Origin of the sequence: Modestobacter versicolor, assembly GCF_014195485.1 — a bacterium.
In the GTDB taxonomy this organism is placed as follows: Bacteria; Actinomycetota; Actinomycetes; order Mycobacteriales; family Geodermatophilaceae; genus Modestobacter; species Modestobacter versicolor.
The window spans coordinates 3,334,940-3,348,472 of the sequence record NZ_JACIBU010000001.1 but is presented as its reverse complement, the minus strand read 5'-3'; the positions used below and the strand labels follow the sequence as shown (position 1 = coordinate 3,348,472).

Here is a 13,533-nt window from a genome sequence, read left to right as displayed (position 1 = left end):
GTGAACGTGTCCCAGCACCTGCGCGATCGAGCCCCCGAGGGCACCCCCTCCCCCGTCCTCGACCTCAGCCAGTGGCGGCTCAACGCGCTGCCCGACACCAACTCCGACGAGGACTGGGACGACGACCGCGAGCTGTTCGACCCGGCGGGCAACCGGGTCGACACCTGGCGCGAGGGCTACCCGTACAGCGAGCGGATGGAGCGGCGCGAGTACGAGATCGAGAAGCGGAAGCTGCAGATCGAGCTGCTCAAGCTGCAGGGCTGGGTCAAGGGCACCGGGCAGAAGCTGGTGCTGGTGTTCGAGGGCCGCGACGCCGCCGGCAAGGGCGGCACCATCAAGCGGTTCACCGAGCACCTGAACCCGCGCGGCTCGCGGACGATCGCGCTGGACAAGCCGTCGGAGCGCGAGAGGACCCAGTGGTACTTCCAGCGCTACGTGCAGCACCTGCCGGCCGCCGGCGAGATCGTCATGTTCGACCGGTCCTGGTACAACCGCGCCGGCGTGGAGCGGGTGATGGGCTACTGCACCGCCGACGAGTACCTGCTGTTCATGCGCCAGGCGCCGGAGTTCGAGCGGATGCTCGTCGACAGCGGCATCCACCTGGTCAAGTTCTGGTTCTCGGTGACCAAGGGCGAGCAGCGCAGCCGGTTCATCGTGCGGCAGATCGACCCGGTGCGGCAGTGGAAGCTCTCCCCCACCGACCTGGCCTCGCTGGACAAGTGGGACGCCTACACCGAGGCCAAGGAGGCGATGTTCCTGCACACCGACACCAGGCACGCCCCGTGGACGGTGATCAAGAGCAACGACAAGAAGCGCGCCCGGCTCGAGGCGATGCGGCACGTGCTGCACCGCTTCGACTACGAGGACAAGGACCGCGACGCCGTCGGCCGCCCCGACCCGCTGATCGTCGGCTCCGCGGCCGACGTGCTCGAGGAGGAGGCCGGTGCCCCGGTCATGCCCCGCCCCGGCGACACCCTCCCCCTGGAGGCCTGAACCCGCCGGACGTCGTTCCCCCCACGCTTCGCAGGCTCAGCGGGTGGGGGCGAAGGGGGTCAGGTCGAAGGGGGCCGGCTCGCCGAGGGCGAGGCCCGCGGCCAGCACGCCCATCAGCGGCCCGTAGGTCAGCCCGTTGGCGCCCAGGCCGGTGGCCAGCACCAGCCCGTCCCAGCCCGGGACGGCGCCCAGCAGCGGGAACCCGTCCGGCGTCACCGGCCGGAAGCCGACCCGGGTCTCCAGCACGGTCGCCGCGGCCAGCCCGGGGGCGAGGGTGAGCGCGGCGTCGAGCACCTGCCGCTGACCGGCGGCGGTGACCCGGTGGTCGAAGCCGGCGTCGGGCTCGCGGGTGGCCCCGACGACGACCCGGCCGCCGGGGAAGGCGAGCAGGTAGTGGTGCCCGTGCTCCTCGGCGAGGGTCATCACCGTCGGCCAGTCCGCCGTGCCGTCGTCGGGCAGCTGGAGGTGCACGATCTGGCCGCGCATCGGGGCGAGGTCGAGCGCCAGCCCCAGCGGCGCGCAGAGCGCGGTGGTCCAGGCACCGGCGGCGAGCACCACGGCCTCGGCGTCCAGCTGCTCCCCGGCCACCCGGACGCCGCGCACCCGCCCGGCGTCGGCGACCAGCTCCGCCCGGCCGGTCAGCCGCACTGCCCCGGCCCGCTCGACGGCGGCGACGGCCGCGTCGCGGAACAGCCGCCCGTCGACCCGCCCGGCGCCGGCGCTCCACACCGCGCCGAACCCCTCGTCCAGCACCGGGAAGCGCTCGGCCGCCCGGCCGGGCTCGAGCAGCTCCACCGGGCCCAGGCCGGTCCAGCCGCGGGCGGTGCGGGCGGCCTCCAGCTCCGCGGCCATCGCCCGCAGGGCGGTGACGTCGCGGCTGACGGTCAGGCCGCCGACGGTCGCGTAGCTGGGGTCGCGGCCGGAGTCCTCGGCCAGCTGGCCGGCGAGCTGCGGGTACGTGGCCCCGGCCAGGTCGCTGTACCGCGCCCACGGGCCGGTGGCCGCCGGGCGCCACGGCTGCACGATGCCCGCGCCGGCCGAGGTCGCCCGCCCCGGCTCCTCGGACTCCACCAGGACGACGTCGACGCCCCGGCGGGCCAGCTGCCAGGCCGCCGTGGCCCCGACGATCCCGGCACCGACGACGACGACCCCCGCTGCAGCCATGCCCTGATCCTCACCGACGGCCCCGGACAGCACAGCACCCGCCCCGAACGGCCGGGGCGGGTGCTGTGGGGACTGCGAGAGCCGGGGCTCCGGAGATCAGCGACGCGTGTCGGTGATCCCGTCGCCGTCGGTCTCGACGCGCTCCTTGCGGACCGTGTCGGTCACCTGCTGCTGCTCGGTGACGGTCTCGGTGTCCAGGCGCACGCGCTCGACCGGCACGGCCTCCTTCTCCACGACGGCGCGCTCGGCGTGCAGCGTCACCTCGTGCTCCTCCTCGGAGATCGCCGGCCCGTCCATGGCGTTGCCCATGTTGGCCTCGGTGATCGGCTCGCGGGTGACCCGAACCTCCTCGTGCGACACGGGCACGGTCTGGGTCACGTTCTCGGTCACGACGTACTTGCGCAGCCGCGCCCGGCCGGCCTCGACCTGCTGGGTGCCGACGTTGAGGCGCTCCTCGGAGAGCGTCATCGCGTCGTCGGTCGTCGGGCCGGAGGTGTCGTGGCCCTTGGTGCCGTGACGGTTCACGTCGGTGTCGGTGTAGCCGGCGTTGGTGGTCGCCTGGGTGTCACCGGTGGTGTCGGTCATCCCGGCGCCCATGCCCGTGTTCGTCGTCGTCTCGGCGACGCCGGTGCGGGTGTAGTCGGAGGTCTGACCGGTCGTGCCGCCCATGTTGTAGTAGCGGTAGAGCTCCTGCTCCTCCTGCGGGGAGAGGTGCCCGTCGCTGTCGATCTTCGGGGCGTCCTTCACGGCGTCCTTGCTCACGGGTACGCGCAGGCCATCGCCGGTGAGGTCCGCGTCCCGGATCGGGACGAACGTCTCCTTGGTGCCGAACAGACCGGTCTTCACGGTGACCCACTCGGGGTTGCCGGACTGGTCGTCCAGGAACACCTCGGACGCCGTGCCGATCTTGTTGCCGTCGGCGTCGATGACGTCTGCGCCGATCACGCGGTCGAGGGTGTCGGTGCCGATCATGGTTGCGCTCCTCTGCTCGGGGGATGTGAGGTCGCTCGCCTCAGGACATGCCCGTCGCGCACATCCGGAAACGGGCAGTTCATGATCGATCTGACTCTCGGTGATGGACGCCGTCGGGGGCGCGGAGATCGACTTCTCCGTCCTCGCAGGTCAGACCGGGGATCGGTGCCGGACACGCCGCCGGGACGGACCGGTACGACACGCCGCGCCCGCCAGGAGCCTGTGCACCCCGGGCGTGTCGCATCCCGGGATGCGAGCCGGTCCGGCCGAGCATGGAGGCGTGCCTCCTCGTTCGCCGTACGACGACCTGGTCCACCCGCGCACCCAGAAGAAGCCGAGCCCGCAGGTCGAGGCGCTCAAGGACGTCGTCGTCGAGGACCCCAGCAGCGGGTTCGTCGGCGCCGTGGTCCGGTGCGAGAAGGACGTCGTCCACCTGGAGGACCGGTTCGGGAAGGTGCGCGCCTACCCGCTGGGCCCCGGGTTCTGGGTCGACGGCCGGCCGGTGGTGCTCGTGCGACCCAAGCAGAACGCGCCCTCGGGCCCGCAGCGCAGCGCCTCCGGGTCCACCTACGTCGTCGGCGCCCGCGCCCGGGTCGCCCGCGAGGGCCGGATCTACGTCGAGGGCAAGCACGACGCCGAGCTGGTCGAGAAGGTCTGGGGCCACGACCTGCGGATCGAGGGCGTCGTCGTCGAGCCGCTGCACGGTGTCGACGACCTGCCCGGCATCGTCCGCGAGTTCCGCCCCTCGGCCGGCCGGCGCCTCGGCGTCCTGGTCGACCACCTGGTCACCGGCTCCAAGGAGACCCGGATCGCCGCTCAGGTGACCGGCGCCCACGCACTCGTCGTCGGCCACCCGTTCATCGACATCTGGCAGGCGGTGAAGCCCTCGGTCGTCGGGATCAAGGCCTGGCCGACCGTGCCCAAGGGCGAGGACTGGAAGACCGGCGTCTGCCGGCGGCTGGGCTGGGAGGACGACACCGGCTACGTCTGGGCGCAGCGCATCCTCGCCCGGGTCTCCACCTGGACCGACCTGGAGCCGACGCTCATCGGCCGGGTGGAGGAGCTCATCGACTTCGTCACCGAGGCGCCCTAGGACGACGGCGGCCGCCGTCCCCGAGGGGACGGCGGCCGCACGCGAGGTGGTGCAACGGCCCCCTCGCAGGGGGCGAGGGGGTCCTTGCTCAGCTCGGGATGTAGTTGAACGTGTCCGGGTCGGGGCCGGTGCGCTCGTTGCGGTCCAGCGCGGTGATCTCGCGCAGGTCGTCCTCGGAGAGCTCGAAGTCGAAGATCGCGAAGTTCTCCTCGATCCGGCTGCGGGTCACCGACTTCGGGAAGACGATGTCGCCCCGCTGGACGTGCCAGCGCAGCGTGACCTGGGCCGGGGTCTTCCCGACGCGCTGGGCCACCCGCAGGATCGCCGGGTCGTCGAGCACCTTGCCCTGCGCGATCGGCGACCAGGCCTCGGTGGCGATCTGGTGCTGGGCGTTGAACGCGCGCAGCTCGTCCTGGGCGAGGTAGGGGTGCACCTCGATCTGGTTCACCGCCGGGATGACCTGGGTCTCGCCGTGCAGCTTGCGCAGGTGGTGGGCGCTGAAGTTGGAGACGCCGATCGACTTGGCGCGGCCGGAGGCGTAGATCTCCTCCATCGCCTTCCACGTCTCGACGAAGTCGACGTCGATGCCCGGCAGCGGCCAGTGGATGAGGAACAGGTCGACGTGGTCGAACTGGAGCGCCTCCAGCGTGCCGTCGAAGGCCCGCAGCGCGTCGTCATGGGCGTGGAAGCCGTTGTTCAGCTTGGAGGTCACGAAGACCTCCTCGCGCGGGATGCCGGAGTTGCGGATCCCCTCGCCGACGCCGGCCTCGTTGCCGTACATCTCCGCGGTGTCGATGTGCCGGTAGCCGACCTCGAGGGCGGTCTGCACCGCCTGGGCGGTCTCCTCGGGCTTGACCTGGTAGACGCCGAACCCCAGCTGCGGGATCTCGATGCCGTTGTTCAGGGTGATCGTGGGCACGGTGGCCATGCGGGGTCCTCCAGGGGGTGGGACGGATGGGAGGCGGCGCGCGGCGCAGCGGCGCGCGACCGACCTGCTCCCTGGCCTACCCCGGCCGGCCCGGTGCTACCCGCGAGGGATCTCACCGCGCTGATGGGAATGCGGCACGCTCAGCCGACGAAGGACGGCTCGGTGCCCAGCAGCTCCCAGCGCTGCAGGGCCAGCGGCACGTTGCCCTCCAGCCACAGCCGCTCGTGGAAGGCGCGCAGGTCGAACGCCTCGCCCTGGGCGGCCACCAGGTCGGCGAGCAGCGCCTGGATCTGCAGCTTCCCGACCAGGTAGGTCAGCGCCTGGCCGGGCGTGCCGGCGAAGAACGCCGCCTCCTCCTGCGCCGTCTCGCGGTCCATCGGCACCCGCTCCTCGAGCAGCTGCGCGGCCTCGTCGACGGAGATGTCCCCGGTCGCCAGCCGGACGTCGACCTCGACCCGCAGCGCGCGCAGCCGCAGGAACCGGGCGATCACCACCCGGCTGTGCGGCGCGTCGGACCACAGCCCGGAGTCCAGCAGCATCTCCTCGTCGTAGAAGGCCAGGCCCTCGTTGGCGAGGCTGTCGACGTACTCCCGGCGGATCGGGTCGGGGTGGGTCCAGGACCAGGCCAGCTGGACGGCGTGCACGCCCTCGTGCGCCACGCCCAGCCGCGGGTCGAGCATGTTGGCCCGGTAGAAGAACGGCAGGTCCGGCGCCGGGTCCGGGGCGTAGCTGACCGGGTCCTCGCCGACCCGGGACGGCGAGAGCAGGTCGTCGGTGACGCCCAGCCCGACCAGCGGTGCCAGCCAGGGCGGGCGCGGCGCGAAGGTGTAGGCGCCCAGCCCGGCCGGGATCCGGAGCAGCCCGCGCTCGGCGTACCAGGCGCGGACGTCGGCCTCGGCGCGCACCTCGTCGGCGACGTGGTCGGCCACGGTGGCCGGCAGCGGCGGCTCGGGCACCCCCGCGGCGGCAGCCGTCGCCACCGCCTCCATGGTCACCGCGCGGGCGAACTCGGTGCGCCCGGCGTCGACCATCCAGTCCAGCGGCTCCGGCGCCAGCGCCACCTCACGCAGGAAGGCGGTGAAGGCCTCCCGGCCCACCGGCCGGAACGGCGGCATCCCCGGGCCCTCGGCGGTCAGCCACCCGGTGAACCGGTCCAGCGCGGCACCGGCCTCCCTGGCGGCGGGCCCGAGCGCCGCGGCGGCCGGCCCGGGCAGCGCGCCGATCGCGGTGGTCAGCCGGCCGCCGGCGTCCCCGAGCATGCTCACCGCGACCCCGGCGAGCTCGCGCTCGGCGTGCCCGGCGAGCACCTCGCGCGCGGTGTCGACCAGCCCCGGGATCGCCTCCAGCCGGGTGCGCAGCGCCGCGACCCGGGGCTCGTCGAACGGCGGCGGCTGCACCAGCGCGTCGAAGACGGTGCCGAGGGTCTGGTCGACCCAGAACGACGGGTCGCGCTGCCACGAGCGCAGCACGTCCAGCTCCCAGTGCACCCGGGCCAGCACCGAGCCCAGCAGCGCGGCGTCGACCCGGGTGGCGACGTCCGCGCCGGCCAGGTCCAGCGCCGCCAGCCGGTCGGCGAACCCGGCGCGGGTCTCCCGGGCTGCCTCGACATCGGCGGCGGCGAACCGCGGCACCCAGGACGGGGGCCGCTCCATCCGCGGGATGTCGTCGCGCGAGCGCGGTGCCTGCAGCCGCCGCCAGGCCCAGATCTCCGCGCCCAGCGCCTGCACGTCGTCCCATGCGCTCATCGAGGCCTCCTGCGGGACGTGCGGACGGGCCGGGCGGGGCTCCGCCCCGTACTGGCGCCGGGGGTGCCCCCCGGCGCCAGTACGGTAGCCATTCCCACTCCCCCGCCGGCCCAGGAGGCACCCCATGCCAGCTGCTCGACGGGTGGTCGACGGCACCGGCTGGGAGGCCGAGGCGGGCTACAGCCGGGCGGCCCGCTCGGGTTGCTGCGTCGCCGTCAGCGGCACCACCGACACCGGGGCGGACGGCGCCGCGGCGCACCCCGGCGACACCCACGCCCAGACCCGGGCCTGCCTGGAGCGGGCGCTGACCGCGGCCGGCACGCTCGGCGCCCGGCCGGACCAGGTGCTGCGCACCCGGCTGCTGCTGGCGCCCGGCGCCGACTGGCGCGGCGCGGCGCGCGCCCACGCCGAGGTGCTGGGCGAGGTGGCCCCGGCGAACACCACGCTGTTCGTGGCCGGCCTGGTCGGCGAGGGCTTCCTGGTCGAGGTCGAGCTGGACGCCTGCACCGGGGCCACGTCGTGACGACGAGCCTTCGGCTGAACAACGACCTCACCGTGGCCCAGTACGTCGACCTGGTGGTCACCGCCGAGGCGCTGGGCTTCGACCAGGTGTGGGTCTCCGACGACCTGTTCCTGCGCTCGGCGCCGGTCATGGTCACCGCCGCCGCGGTGCGCACCACCCGGATCGGGCTGGGCATCGGGATCATGAACCCGTACTCGGTGCACCCGGCCGAGCTGGCGATGCTCGCGGCCACCCTGCAGGAGCTCTCCGGCGGGCGGTTCCTGCTCGGGGTCGCAGCCGGCGCGGAGGAGTTCCTCGGCTGGGCGGGCATCCCCCGGCCGCTGCCGCTGACCCGCACCCGCGAGGCCGTGCGGGCGGTCCGGGCGCTGGTGCGCGGCGACCGCCCGGCCGACGTCCCCGGGGCCGGCGAGGGCTGGCTGCCCGAGGGGCACCTGCGCTTCCCGGGCGGGGCGCCGGCACCGGTGTACGTCGGCGCGATGAGCCCGAAGATGCTGGCCATGGCCGGCGCGGAGGCCGAGGGCGTGCTGCCGCTGCTCTACCCGCCCGAGCACTTCCCGGTCGCCCGCGACCTGGTGCACGACGGTGCCCGCGCCGCCGGCCGGTCACCCGCCGACGTCGACGTCGCGGCCGCCTTCTGGGTCTCGGTGGACGACGACCCGGCCCGCGCCGAGCGGGCGCTGGCGGAGAAGATCGCCTACTACGGCGCCTCGTTCTCCCCCTACCTGCTGTCCCGCGCCGGGCTGGCGGTCGAGGACTTCGCCGGCATCCAGGCCGCGCTCGCCGCCGGGGAGCCCGAGCGCGCCACCGACCTGGTCACCCCCGCCATGCTGCAGCTCGGCATCGCCGGGGACGCCGACGAGGTGGTCCGCCGCTGCCGGTGGCTGCAGGAGCAGGGCGCCACCCACCTCTCCTTCGGCCCGCCGCTGGGCCCGGACCCGGTCGCCGCGGTGACCGTGCTCGGCGAGCAGGTCCTCCCCCGCCTCTGAGTGCCGCAGACTGTCGCCGTGGGCAACCCGAACCAGCCGTGGAGCACCGGTCAGCAGCCGTCGTGGAACGGGACCGACTGGGAGGCCCGGCCACCCCAGGCCGGCCCGCCGCAGCAGCCGTGGGGAGCCCCGCCGCCCGGCTGGGCGCCCCAGCCGGGCTGGTCACCGGGCCCGGGCGCGGCTCCCGTCGGACGGCGCAGCCCGGTGCTGCCGGTGCTCGGCGCCTCCGTCGCCCTGGTCGCGCTGGTCGCCTCCCTGCTGCCCTTCTACCGGGTCGAGATCACCGACGGCAGCTTCCTGGAGTACTCCGGCTGGCAGCAGCGCTTCACCGGGCCCGACTTCGGCGGCGACTCCCTCTTCCTCGCACACGGGCTGGCGCTGCTGCTCGCCTGCGGGGTGCTGGTGGCCGGTGCGGTCGTGCTGCTCGCCGGCCGGGGCAGGCCGGTGGGCGCGGCGCTGCTCGCCACCGGCGCGGGCATGGTGCTGGGCTCGGCGGTGTACCTGGTCGCCGACGTGGTGAGCGCGGTGACCCAGGAGGACGGCCGCTCCTCGGTCGGGGCCGGCGGCTGGCTGCTGGTGCTGGCCGGGCTCGGCTCGGTGGCGGTGCTGGTGCTGGCCCTGCGCGCCGTGGCGGCCGGCAGCCGCTGACCGGTCAGAGCACGGTGCGCGCGGCCCACAGGTCGGGGAAGACGACGCGGGCGGCGCTGCGCTCCAGCCAGGCCAGCCCGGCGGAGCCGCCGCTGCCGGGCTTGGCGCCCATCGAGCGCCGGACGGCGAGCACGTGCCGCTGGCGCCAGGTGGTGTACACCTCGGCGACGTCGGTGAGCGCCTCACCGAGGCCGAACAGCTCGTTCCCCGGCCGCGGGTCGCGGTAGACCGCTGCCCAGATCTCCGTCACGGTGGGATCGGCCTCGTGCGTGACGGACCGGTCCCGGTCCAGCACGGCCGCCGGCACCGGCAGGCCGCGCCGGGCCAGGTACGCCAGCACGTCGTCCTCCAGCGAGGGCCCGGCGAGCGCCCGCTGCAGGTCGGCGTGCACCACCGGCAGGCCCCGGTGCGGCCGGACGACGGACTCCGCCTTGAGCCCGAGCAGGAACTCCACGTGCCGGTACTCGTAGGACTGGAAACCCGACGCCTCCCCCAGGGAGTCGCGGAAGCCGTTGAACTCCGCCGGGGTCAGCCAGAGCAGCGAGCCCCAGCTGGCGTCCAGGGAGCGCAGGTGGTGCACCGACCGGCGGACCGAGGCCACCGCGCCGTCCAGGTCGTCGGCGCGCAGCTGCTGCTGGGCCAGCTCCCACTCCCGCCGCAGCAGGGTGAACCACAGCTCCATGACCTGGGTGACCACCAGGAACGCCGGCTCGGCCGGGTGGTCGGTCACCGGGCGCACCAGCGCCTGCAGCTGCCGCACGCCCACGTACTGCTCGTAGGGCGTGGCCTCGGCGAACTCGACCGTGGGCAGCCCCTCGTTGGCCGCGGCGCGCTCGGCACGGGTGCCGGCGTCCAGCGGAGCAGGAGCAGCGGCCGGCCGGATCGCCGCGGGCGGCTCGGGGCGGGCGTTCGGCAGGCGGCGGGTGGTCACGGCGTCGGCTCCCTGTCGATCAACGGCAGCACGCGCGTGCCGATCAGCTCCACGCCGCGGGCGTCGGTCAGACCGTGCGGCGTGCCGAACTCGACCCGGGCGGCGCCCGCGTCGACCAGCAGCTGCGCCTGGGCGGCGACCTGCTCCGGGGTGCCGGAGAAGGCGAACAGGTCCAGCACGTCGTCGGGCACCGCCCGGCCCGCGCCGGCGTCGTCGCCGGCGGCGACCCGGGCCGCGACCTCGTCGAGCAGGCCCTCGGGCAGCGTCACCGTCGGGTCCAGCCCGGCCACCACCGCCAGGTACATCGCCACCTCGGTGCGGGCCCGCGCCCGGGCGGCGTCGCCGTCCTCGTCCACCACGGTGACCGCGCCGACGACGATCCCGACGGCGTCCTCGGGCCGGCCCGCCCGCCGCGCGCCGACCGCCGTCCACTCCTGCATGACGGCGACCATCGCCGGGTTCGCCGAGCCGCCGACCTTCAGCTCGTCGGCCACCTCGCCGGCCAGCGCGGCGGTCGTCGGGCCCCAGGTGCCCAGCAGCACCCGGGGCGGCTGCTCGGGGAGCGGGTAGCGCAGCGCGGTCCCCGGCGCGAGCGGGTAGAGCTCGCCGTCCAGCCCGCCGGTGTCGCCGGCCAGCAGCGCGCAGACCAGCGCCACCGCCTCGCGCAGGTGCGCCACCGGCCGCGGCTGGGCGACGCCGAGCGCGCCCAGCCAGGTGCCGCGGGCCAGCCCCAGGTAGGCCCGGCCGCTCGAGGCCCGGTCGAGGGCGGCGAACTGCCCGGCCAGCTCGTAGGGGTGGGTGGTGTACGGGTTCCAGCAGGCCGCACCCAGCCGCACCCGCGAGGTCGCCCGCGCCATCTCCAGCAGCGGCACGACCGGCGGCTGGTAGAGCAGGTCGCCGAAGACCGACAGGACGTCGACGCCGTGCTCCTCGGCGGCCGCGGCCAGCCGGGCGTAGTCGCCGGGCGCCTTGTCCGACTGCAGGCCCAGGCCGATCTCGGTCCTCACGTGAGGTCCTCCGGGTCGAGCCGGACCGTCCGGGTGCGCTCGATCCGCATGACCAGCCGCTCCTCCGGGTCCGGGCAGGCGACCAGGTTGTCCCGCTCCAGCCAGTCGGTGGCCGCCAGCCGGCGCTGCTTGGCCGGCAGCAGCGGCAGCACCGACTGCAGCGCGTAGACGCAGAAGTGCTTGCCGTCGGGGATCCGCAGCTCGGCGGAGTTCACCAGCTCGAAGGAGTCGCCGACGGCGAGCCCGCACACCGAGCGGCCGCCGATCGAGTCGACGACCACCCGCAGGTCGTACAGCTCCATCTCCCCGTTGCCCATGGCCTCATGCTGCCCGACGGCGCACCGGGTGGAAGATGCCGGGATGGCCCGAGCCGTCCCGGCGCTGCCGGCCGAGGACCACGTCTGCCCGCCGTGCGGGCTGGCCTACGCCGCCCTGCCGGTCGCGACGGCGGCCGCGCTCGTCACCGCGGTGCCCGGGCTGGCCCGGGCCGCGGTCGCCGGCCGGCCGGACGCCGCGCTGCGCCGCCGTCCCGAGCCGGGCACCTGGTCCGCGGTCGAGTACCTCTGCCACCTGCGCGACGTGCAGGTGACCACCACGATCCGGCTGCACCGGGCGCGCACCGAGGAGCTGCCGGTGGTCGAGCCGATGCTCAACGACCTGCGGGCCCGCCGCTTCCGCTACGCCGACTGCGACGTCGCGGCCGTGCTGGACGAGCTGGCGGCGGCGGTCGGCGGGGTCGCCGACGAGGTGCGCCGGACCGAGCCCGACGGCTGGGACCGCCGCGTCGCCCGGCTGCCCGGTGAGGAGCGCACCGTGCGCTGGCTGCTGCGCAACGCCGCGCACGAGGGCCGGCACCACCTGGCCGACATCGACCGGGGGCTCAGAGCTGGGCGGCCACCAGCGGCTCGAGGGTGAGCTCGGGGCTGCGCTGCTGCAGCGTGCGCAGGTCCCACTTGTCGCGGAACAGCGCCAGCAGCTCGCCGTCCTCGCGCTCCATGACCTCCACCCCGCGGGCCGCGCCGACCGCCGGCGCCGAGGCGGCGTCGGTGCGCACCGCGATCGTGTACGAGAGGTGGTCCAGCTCCACCGGCGCGCCGAACTCGTTCTCCATCCGGTGCTGGGCGACCTCGAACTGCATCGGCCCGACCACGGCGAGCACCGGGGCCTGGTCGCCCCGGCGGTCCGAGCGCAGGATCTGCGCCACGCCCTCGGAGCCCAGCTGGCCGATGCCCCGGCGGAACTGCTTGAACGTGGCGGTCGAGCGGGCCCGCATCACCGCGAAGTGCTCGGGCGCGAACGTCGTCAGCGGCGGGAAGGCCACCTTGGACTCGACGTAGAGCGAGTCCCCGACGCTGAGCGCGTTGGCGTTGACCAGGCCGACGACGTCGCCGGGGTAGGCGACGTCGACGCTCTCCCGGTCGCGGCCGAACACGTGCTGGGCGTACTTGGTGGCGAACGGCCGCCCGGAGGTCGAGTGGGTGACGACCATGCCGCGCTCGAACACCCCGGAGCAGATCCGGATGTAGGCGAGCCGGTCGCGGTGCGCGGCGTCCATGCCGGACTGGACCTTGAACACGAAGGCGCTGAACGGGTCGTCGAGCTTGCGCACGGCGCCGTCGGCGTCGGGCCGGCCGGACGGCGCGGGCGCCAGGTCGACCAGCACGTCGAGCAGCGCGCCGACGCCGAAGTTCGAGACGGCCGAGGCGAAGATGACCGGCGTCGTCTCACCGGCCAGGAAGCGCTCCTGGTCGTGGTCGGCCTCGGTGGCGTCCAGCAGCTCGGACTCCTCGACCGCCTGGCCCCAGACGTCGCCCTCGCGCGCGGCGGCCGCCGTCGCCGGCAGGACCTCCTCGGGGGCGATGGTCGCGCCGCCGGCGGTGCGGGTGAACCGGTGGTAGCTGCCGTCGCGGCGGTCCAGCACGCCCCGGAAGTCGCCGGCGATGCCGACCGGCCAGGTCAGCGGGGTGGGCACCAGCCCGGTGCGCTCGCTGACCTCGTCCATCAGCTCCAGGGCGTCCTTGCCCGGGCGGTCCCACTTGTTGACCACGGTGATCACCGGGATGCCGCGGTGCCGGCAGACCGCGAAGAGCTTCATGGTCTGCGCCTCGAGCCCCTTGGCGGCGTCGATCAGCATCACCGCGGCGTCGACGGCGGTGAGCACCCGGTAGGTGTCCTCGGAGAAGTCCGCGTGCCCGGGGGTGTCGAGCAGGTTGACCACCGCGTCGCGGTACTCGAACTGCAGCGCCGCGGAGGTGATGGAGATGCCGCGGGCCTTCTCCATGTCCATCCAGTCCGACACCGTGCCGCGGCGGCCGGCCTTGCCGTGCACCGCGCCGGCCTGCCCGATGACCCGCGCGTGCAGCGCCAGGGCCTCGGTGAGGGTCGACTTGCCGGCGTCCGGGTGGCTGATGACGGCGAAGGTGCGCCGCCGCGCCGCCTGCGGGAGCACCTCGGCCGCGACGGCGGAGACGGTGCTCGAAGGGCTGCTCATGGACGTGCGGGATCTCCTCGGGTGGGACCGGTGTACCCCGCGACTGTACGGC

At 74.8% G+C, this 13,533-nt stretch carries 14 protein-coding genes; 6 read left to right on the top strand and 8 right to left on the bottom strand.

The window, feature by feature from the left end:
- Positions 1 to 6 precede the first annotated feature (6 nt).
- The gene (ppk2, locus tag FHX36_RS16295; RefSeq protein ID WP_110554011.1) at positions 7 to 993 is read left to right on the top strand and encodes a polyphosphate kinase 2; all 987 of its coding nucleotides are present in this window, start codon (positions 7 to 9) and stop codon (positions 991 to 993) included.
- Positions 994 to 1,029: 36 nt separating this feature from the next.
- Here the strand turns inward: ppk2 and FHX36_RS16290 are convergent, their stop codons facing one another.
- Together FHX36_RS16290 and FHX36_RS16285 are read right to left on the bottom strand one after the other, a co-directional pair.
- Complete coding sequence (locus FHX36_RS16290; RefSeq protein WP_183513906.1) at positions 1,030 to 2,157, bottom strand: NAD(P)/FAD-dependent oxidoreductase; 1,128 nt, start codon at positions 2,155 to 2,157, stop codon at positions 1,030 to 1,032.
- A gap of 96 nt (positions 2,158 to 2,253) precedes the next feature.
- A complete protein-coding gene (locus tag FHX36_RS16285) occupies positions 2,254 to 3,129 on the bottom strand; it encodes a DUF2382 domain-containing protein (protein ID WP_110553939.1) in 876 nt (291 codons plus the stop codon).
- Positions 3,130 to 3,409: 280 nt separating this feature from the next.
- On the opposite strand from FHX36_RS16285, the gene FHX36_RS16280 reads away from it, so the two are divergent.
- Positions 3,410 to 4,222 carry a DUF3097 domain-containing protein gene (locus FHX36_RS16280; RefSeq protein ID WP_110553938.1) on the top strand — a complete coding sequence of 271 codons (813 nt, stop codon included), beginning with the start codon at positions 3,410 to 3,412 and terminating at the stop codon, positions 4,220 to 4,222.
- A gap of 88 nt (positions 4,223 to 4,310) precedes the next feature.
- On the opposite strand, the gene FHX36_RS16275 is transcribed toward FHX36_RS16280, so the two are convergent.
- Together FHX36_RS16275 and FHX36_RS16270 are read right to left on the bottom strand one after the other, a co-directional pair.
- Positions 4,311 to 5,150, bottom strand: coding sequence for an aldo/keto reductase (locus tag FHX36_RS16275; RefSeq protein ID WP_110553937.1), 840 nt, complete (start codon positions 5,148 to 5,150; stop codon positions 4,311 to 4,313).
- Between the two features lie 140 nt (positions 5,151 to 5,290).
- Complete coding sequence (locus FHX36_RS16270) at positions 5,291 to 6,895, bottom strand: DUF885 family protein (RefSeq protein ID WP_183513905.1); 1,605 nt, start codon at positions 6,893 to 6,895, stop codon at positions 5,291 to 5,293.
- Positions 6,896 to 7,019: 124 nt separating this feature from the next.
- Here FHX36_RS16270 and FHX36_RS16265 point away from each other — a divergent pair, with 124 nt between their 5' ends.
- The 3 genes from FHX36_RS16265 to FHX36_RS16255 are packed head-to-tail and all read left to right on the top strand — an operon-like array spanning position 7,020 to position 9,052.
- Positions 7,020 to 7,418, top strand: a complete 399-nt coding sequence (locus FHX36_RS16265) for a Rid family hydrolase (RefSeq protein WP_110553346.1) — start codon at positions 7,020 to 7,022, stop codon at positions 7,416 to 7,418.
- Positions 7,415 to 8,404 carry an LLM class flavin-dependent oxidoreductase gene (locus tag FHX36_RS16260; protein ID WP_110553345.1) on the top strand — a complete coding sequence of 330 codons (990 nt, stop codon included), beginning with the start codon at positions 7,415 to 7,417 and terminating at the stop codon, positions 8,402 to 8,404. Before FHX36_RS16265 ends, FHX36_RS16260 begins: the two co-directional genes overlap by 4 nt.
- 18 nt (positions 8,405 to 8,422) lie before the next feature.
- Positions 8,423 to 9,052, top strand: a complete 630-nt coding sequence (locus tag FHX36_RS16255) for a hypothetical protein (protein ID WP_110553344.1) — start codon at positions 8,423 to 8,425, stop codon at positions 9,050 to 9,052.
- Between the two features lie 4 nt (positions 9,053 to 9,056).
- Here the strand turns inward: FHX36_RS16255 and FHX36_RS16250 are convergent, their stop codons facing one another.
- Genes FHX36_RS16250 through FHX36_RS16240 form a run of 3 tightly spaced genes read right to left on the bottom strand, consistent with a single transcriptional unit; the run spans position 9,057 to position 11,307 of the window.
- Positions 9,057 to 9,983, bottom strand: coding sequence for a tryptophan 2,3-dioxygenase (locus tag FHX36_RS16250; RefSeq protein ID WP_110553343.1), 927 nt, complete (start codon positions 9,981 to 9,983; stop codon positions 9,057 to 9,059).
- The gene (locus FHX36_RS16245) at positions 9,980 to 10,990 is read right to left on the bottom strand and encodes an LLM class flavin-dependent oxidoreductase (protein ID WP_110553342.1); all 1,011 of its coding nucleotides are present in this window, start codon (positions 10,988 to 10,990) and stop codon (positions 9,980 to 9,982) included. The genes FHX36_RS16250 and FHX36_RS16245 overlap by 4 nt, the downstream gene beginning before the upstream one ends.
- A complete protein-coding gene (locus FHX36_RS16240) occupies positions 10,987 to 11,307 on the bottom strand; it encodes a TIGR04076 family protein (RefSeq protein ID WP_110553341.1) in 321 nt (106 codons plus the stop codon). Before FHX36_RS16240 ends, FHX36_RS16245 begins: the two co-directional genes overlap by 4 nt.
- A 43-nt stretch (positions 11,308 to 11,350) precedes the next feature.
- On the opposite strand from FHX36_RS16240, the gene FHX36_RS16235 reads away from it, so the two are divergent.
- Positions 11,351 to 11,905: a DinB family protein gene (locus FHX36_RS16235; RefSeq protein WP_110553340.1), complete on the top strand. Its 555-nt coding sequence runs from the start codon at positions 11,351 to 11,353 to the stop codon at positions 11,903 to 11,905.
- Here FHX36_RS16235 and FHX36_RS16230 read toward each other — a convergent pair.
- Positions 11,871 to 13,481 (bottom strand): peptide chain release factor 3, encoded by a 1,611-nt coding sequence (locus FHX36_RS16230; protein ID WP_110553339.1) that lies wholly within the window; start codon positions 13,479 to 13,481, stop codon positions 11,871 to 11,873. The genes FHX36_RS16235 and FHX36_RS16230 overlap by 35 nt on opposite strands.
- Positions 13,482 to 13,533: the final 52 nt, after the last annotated feature.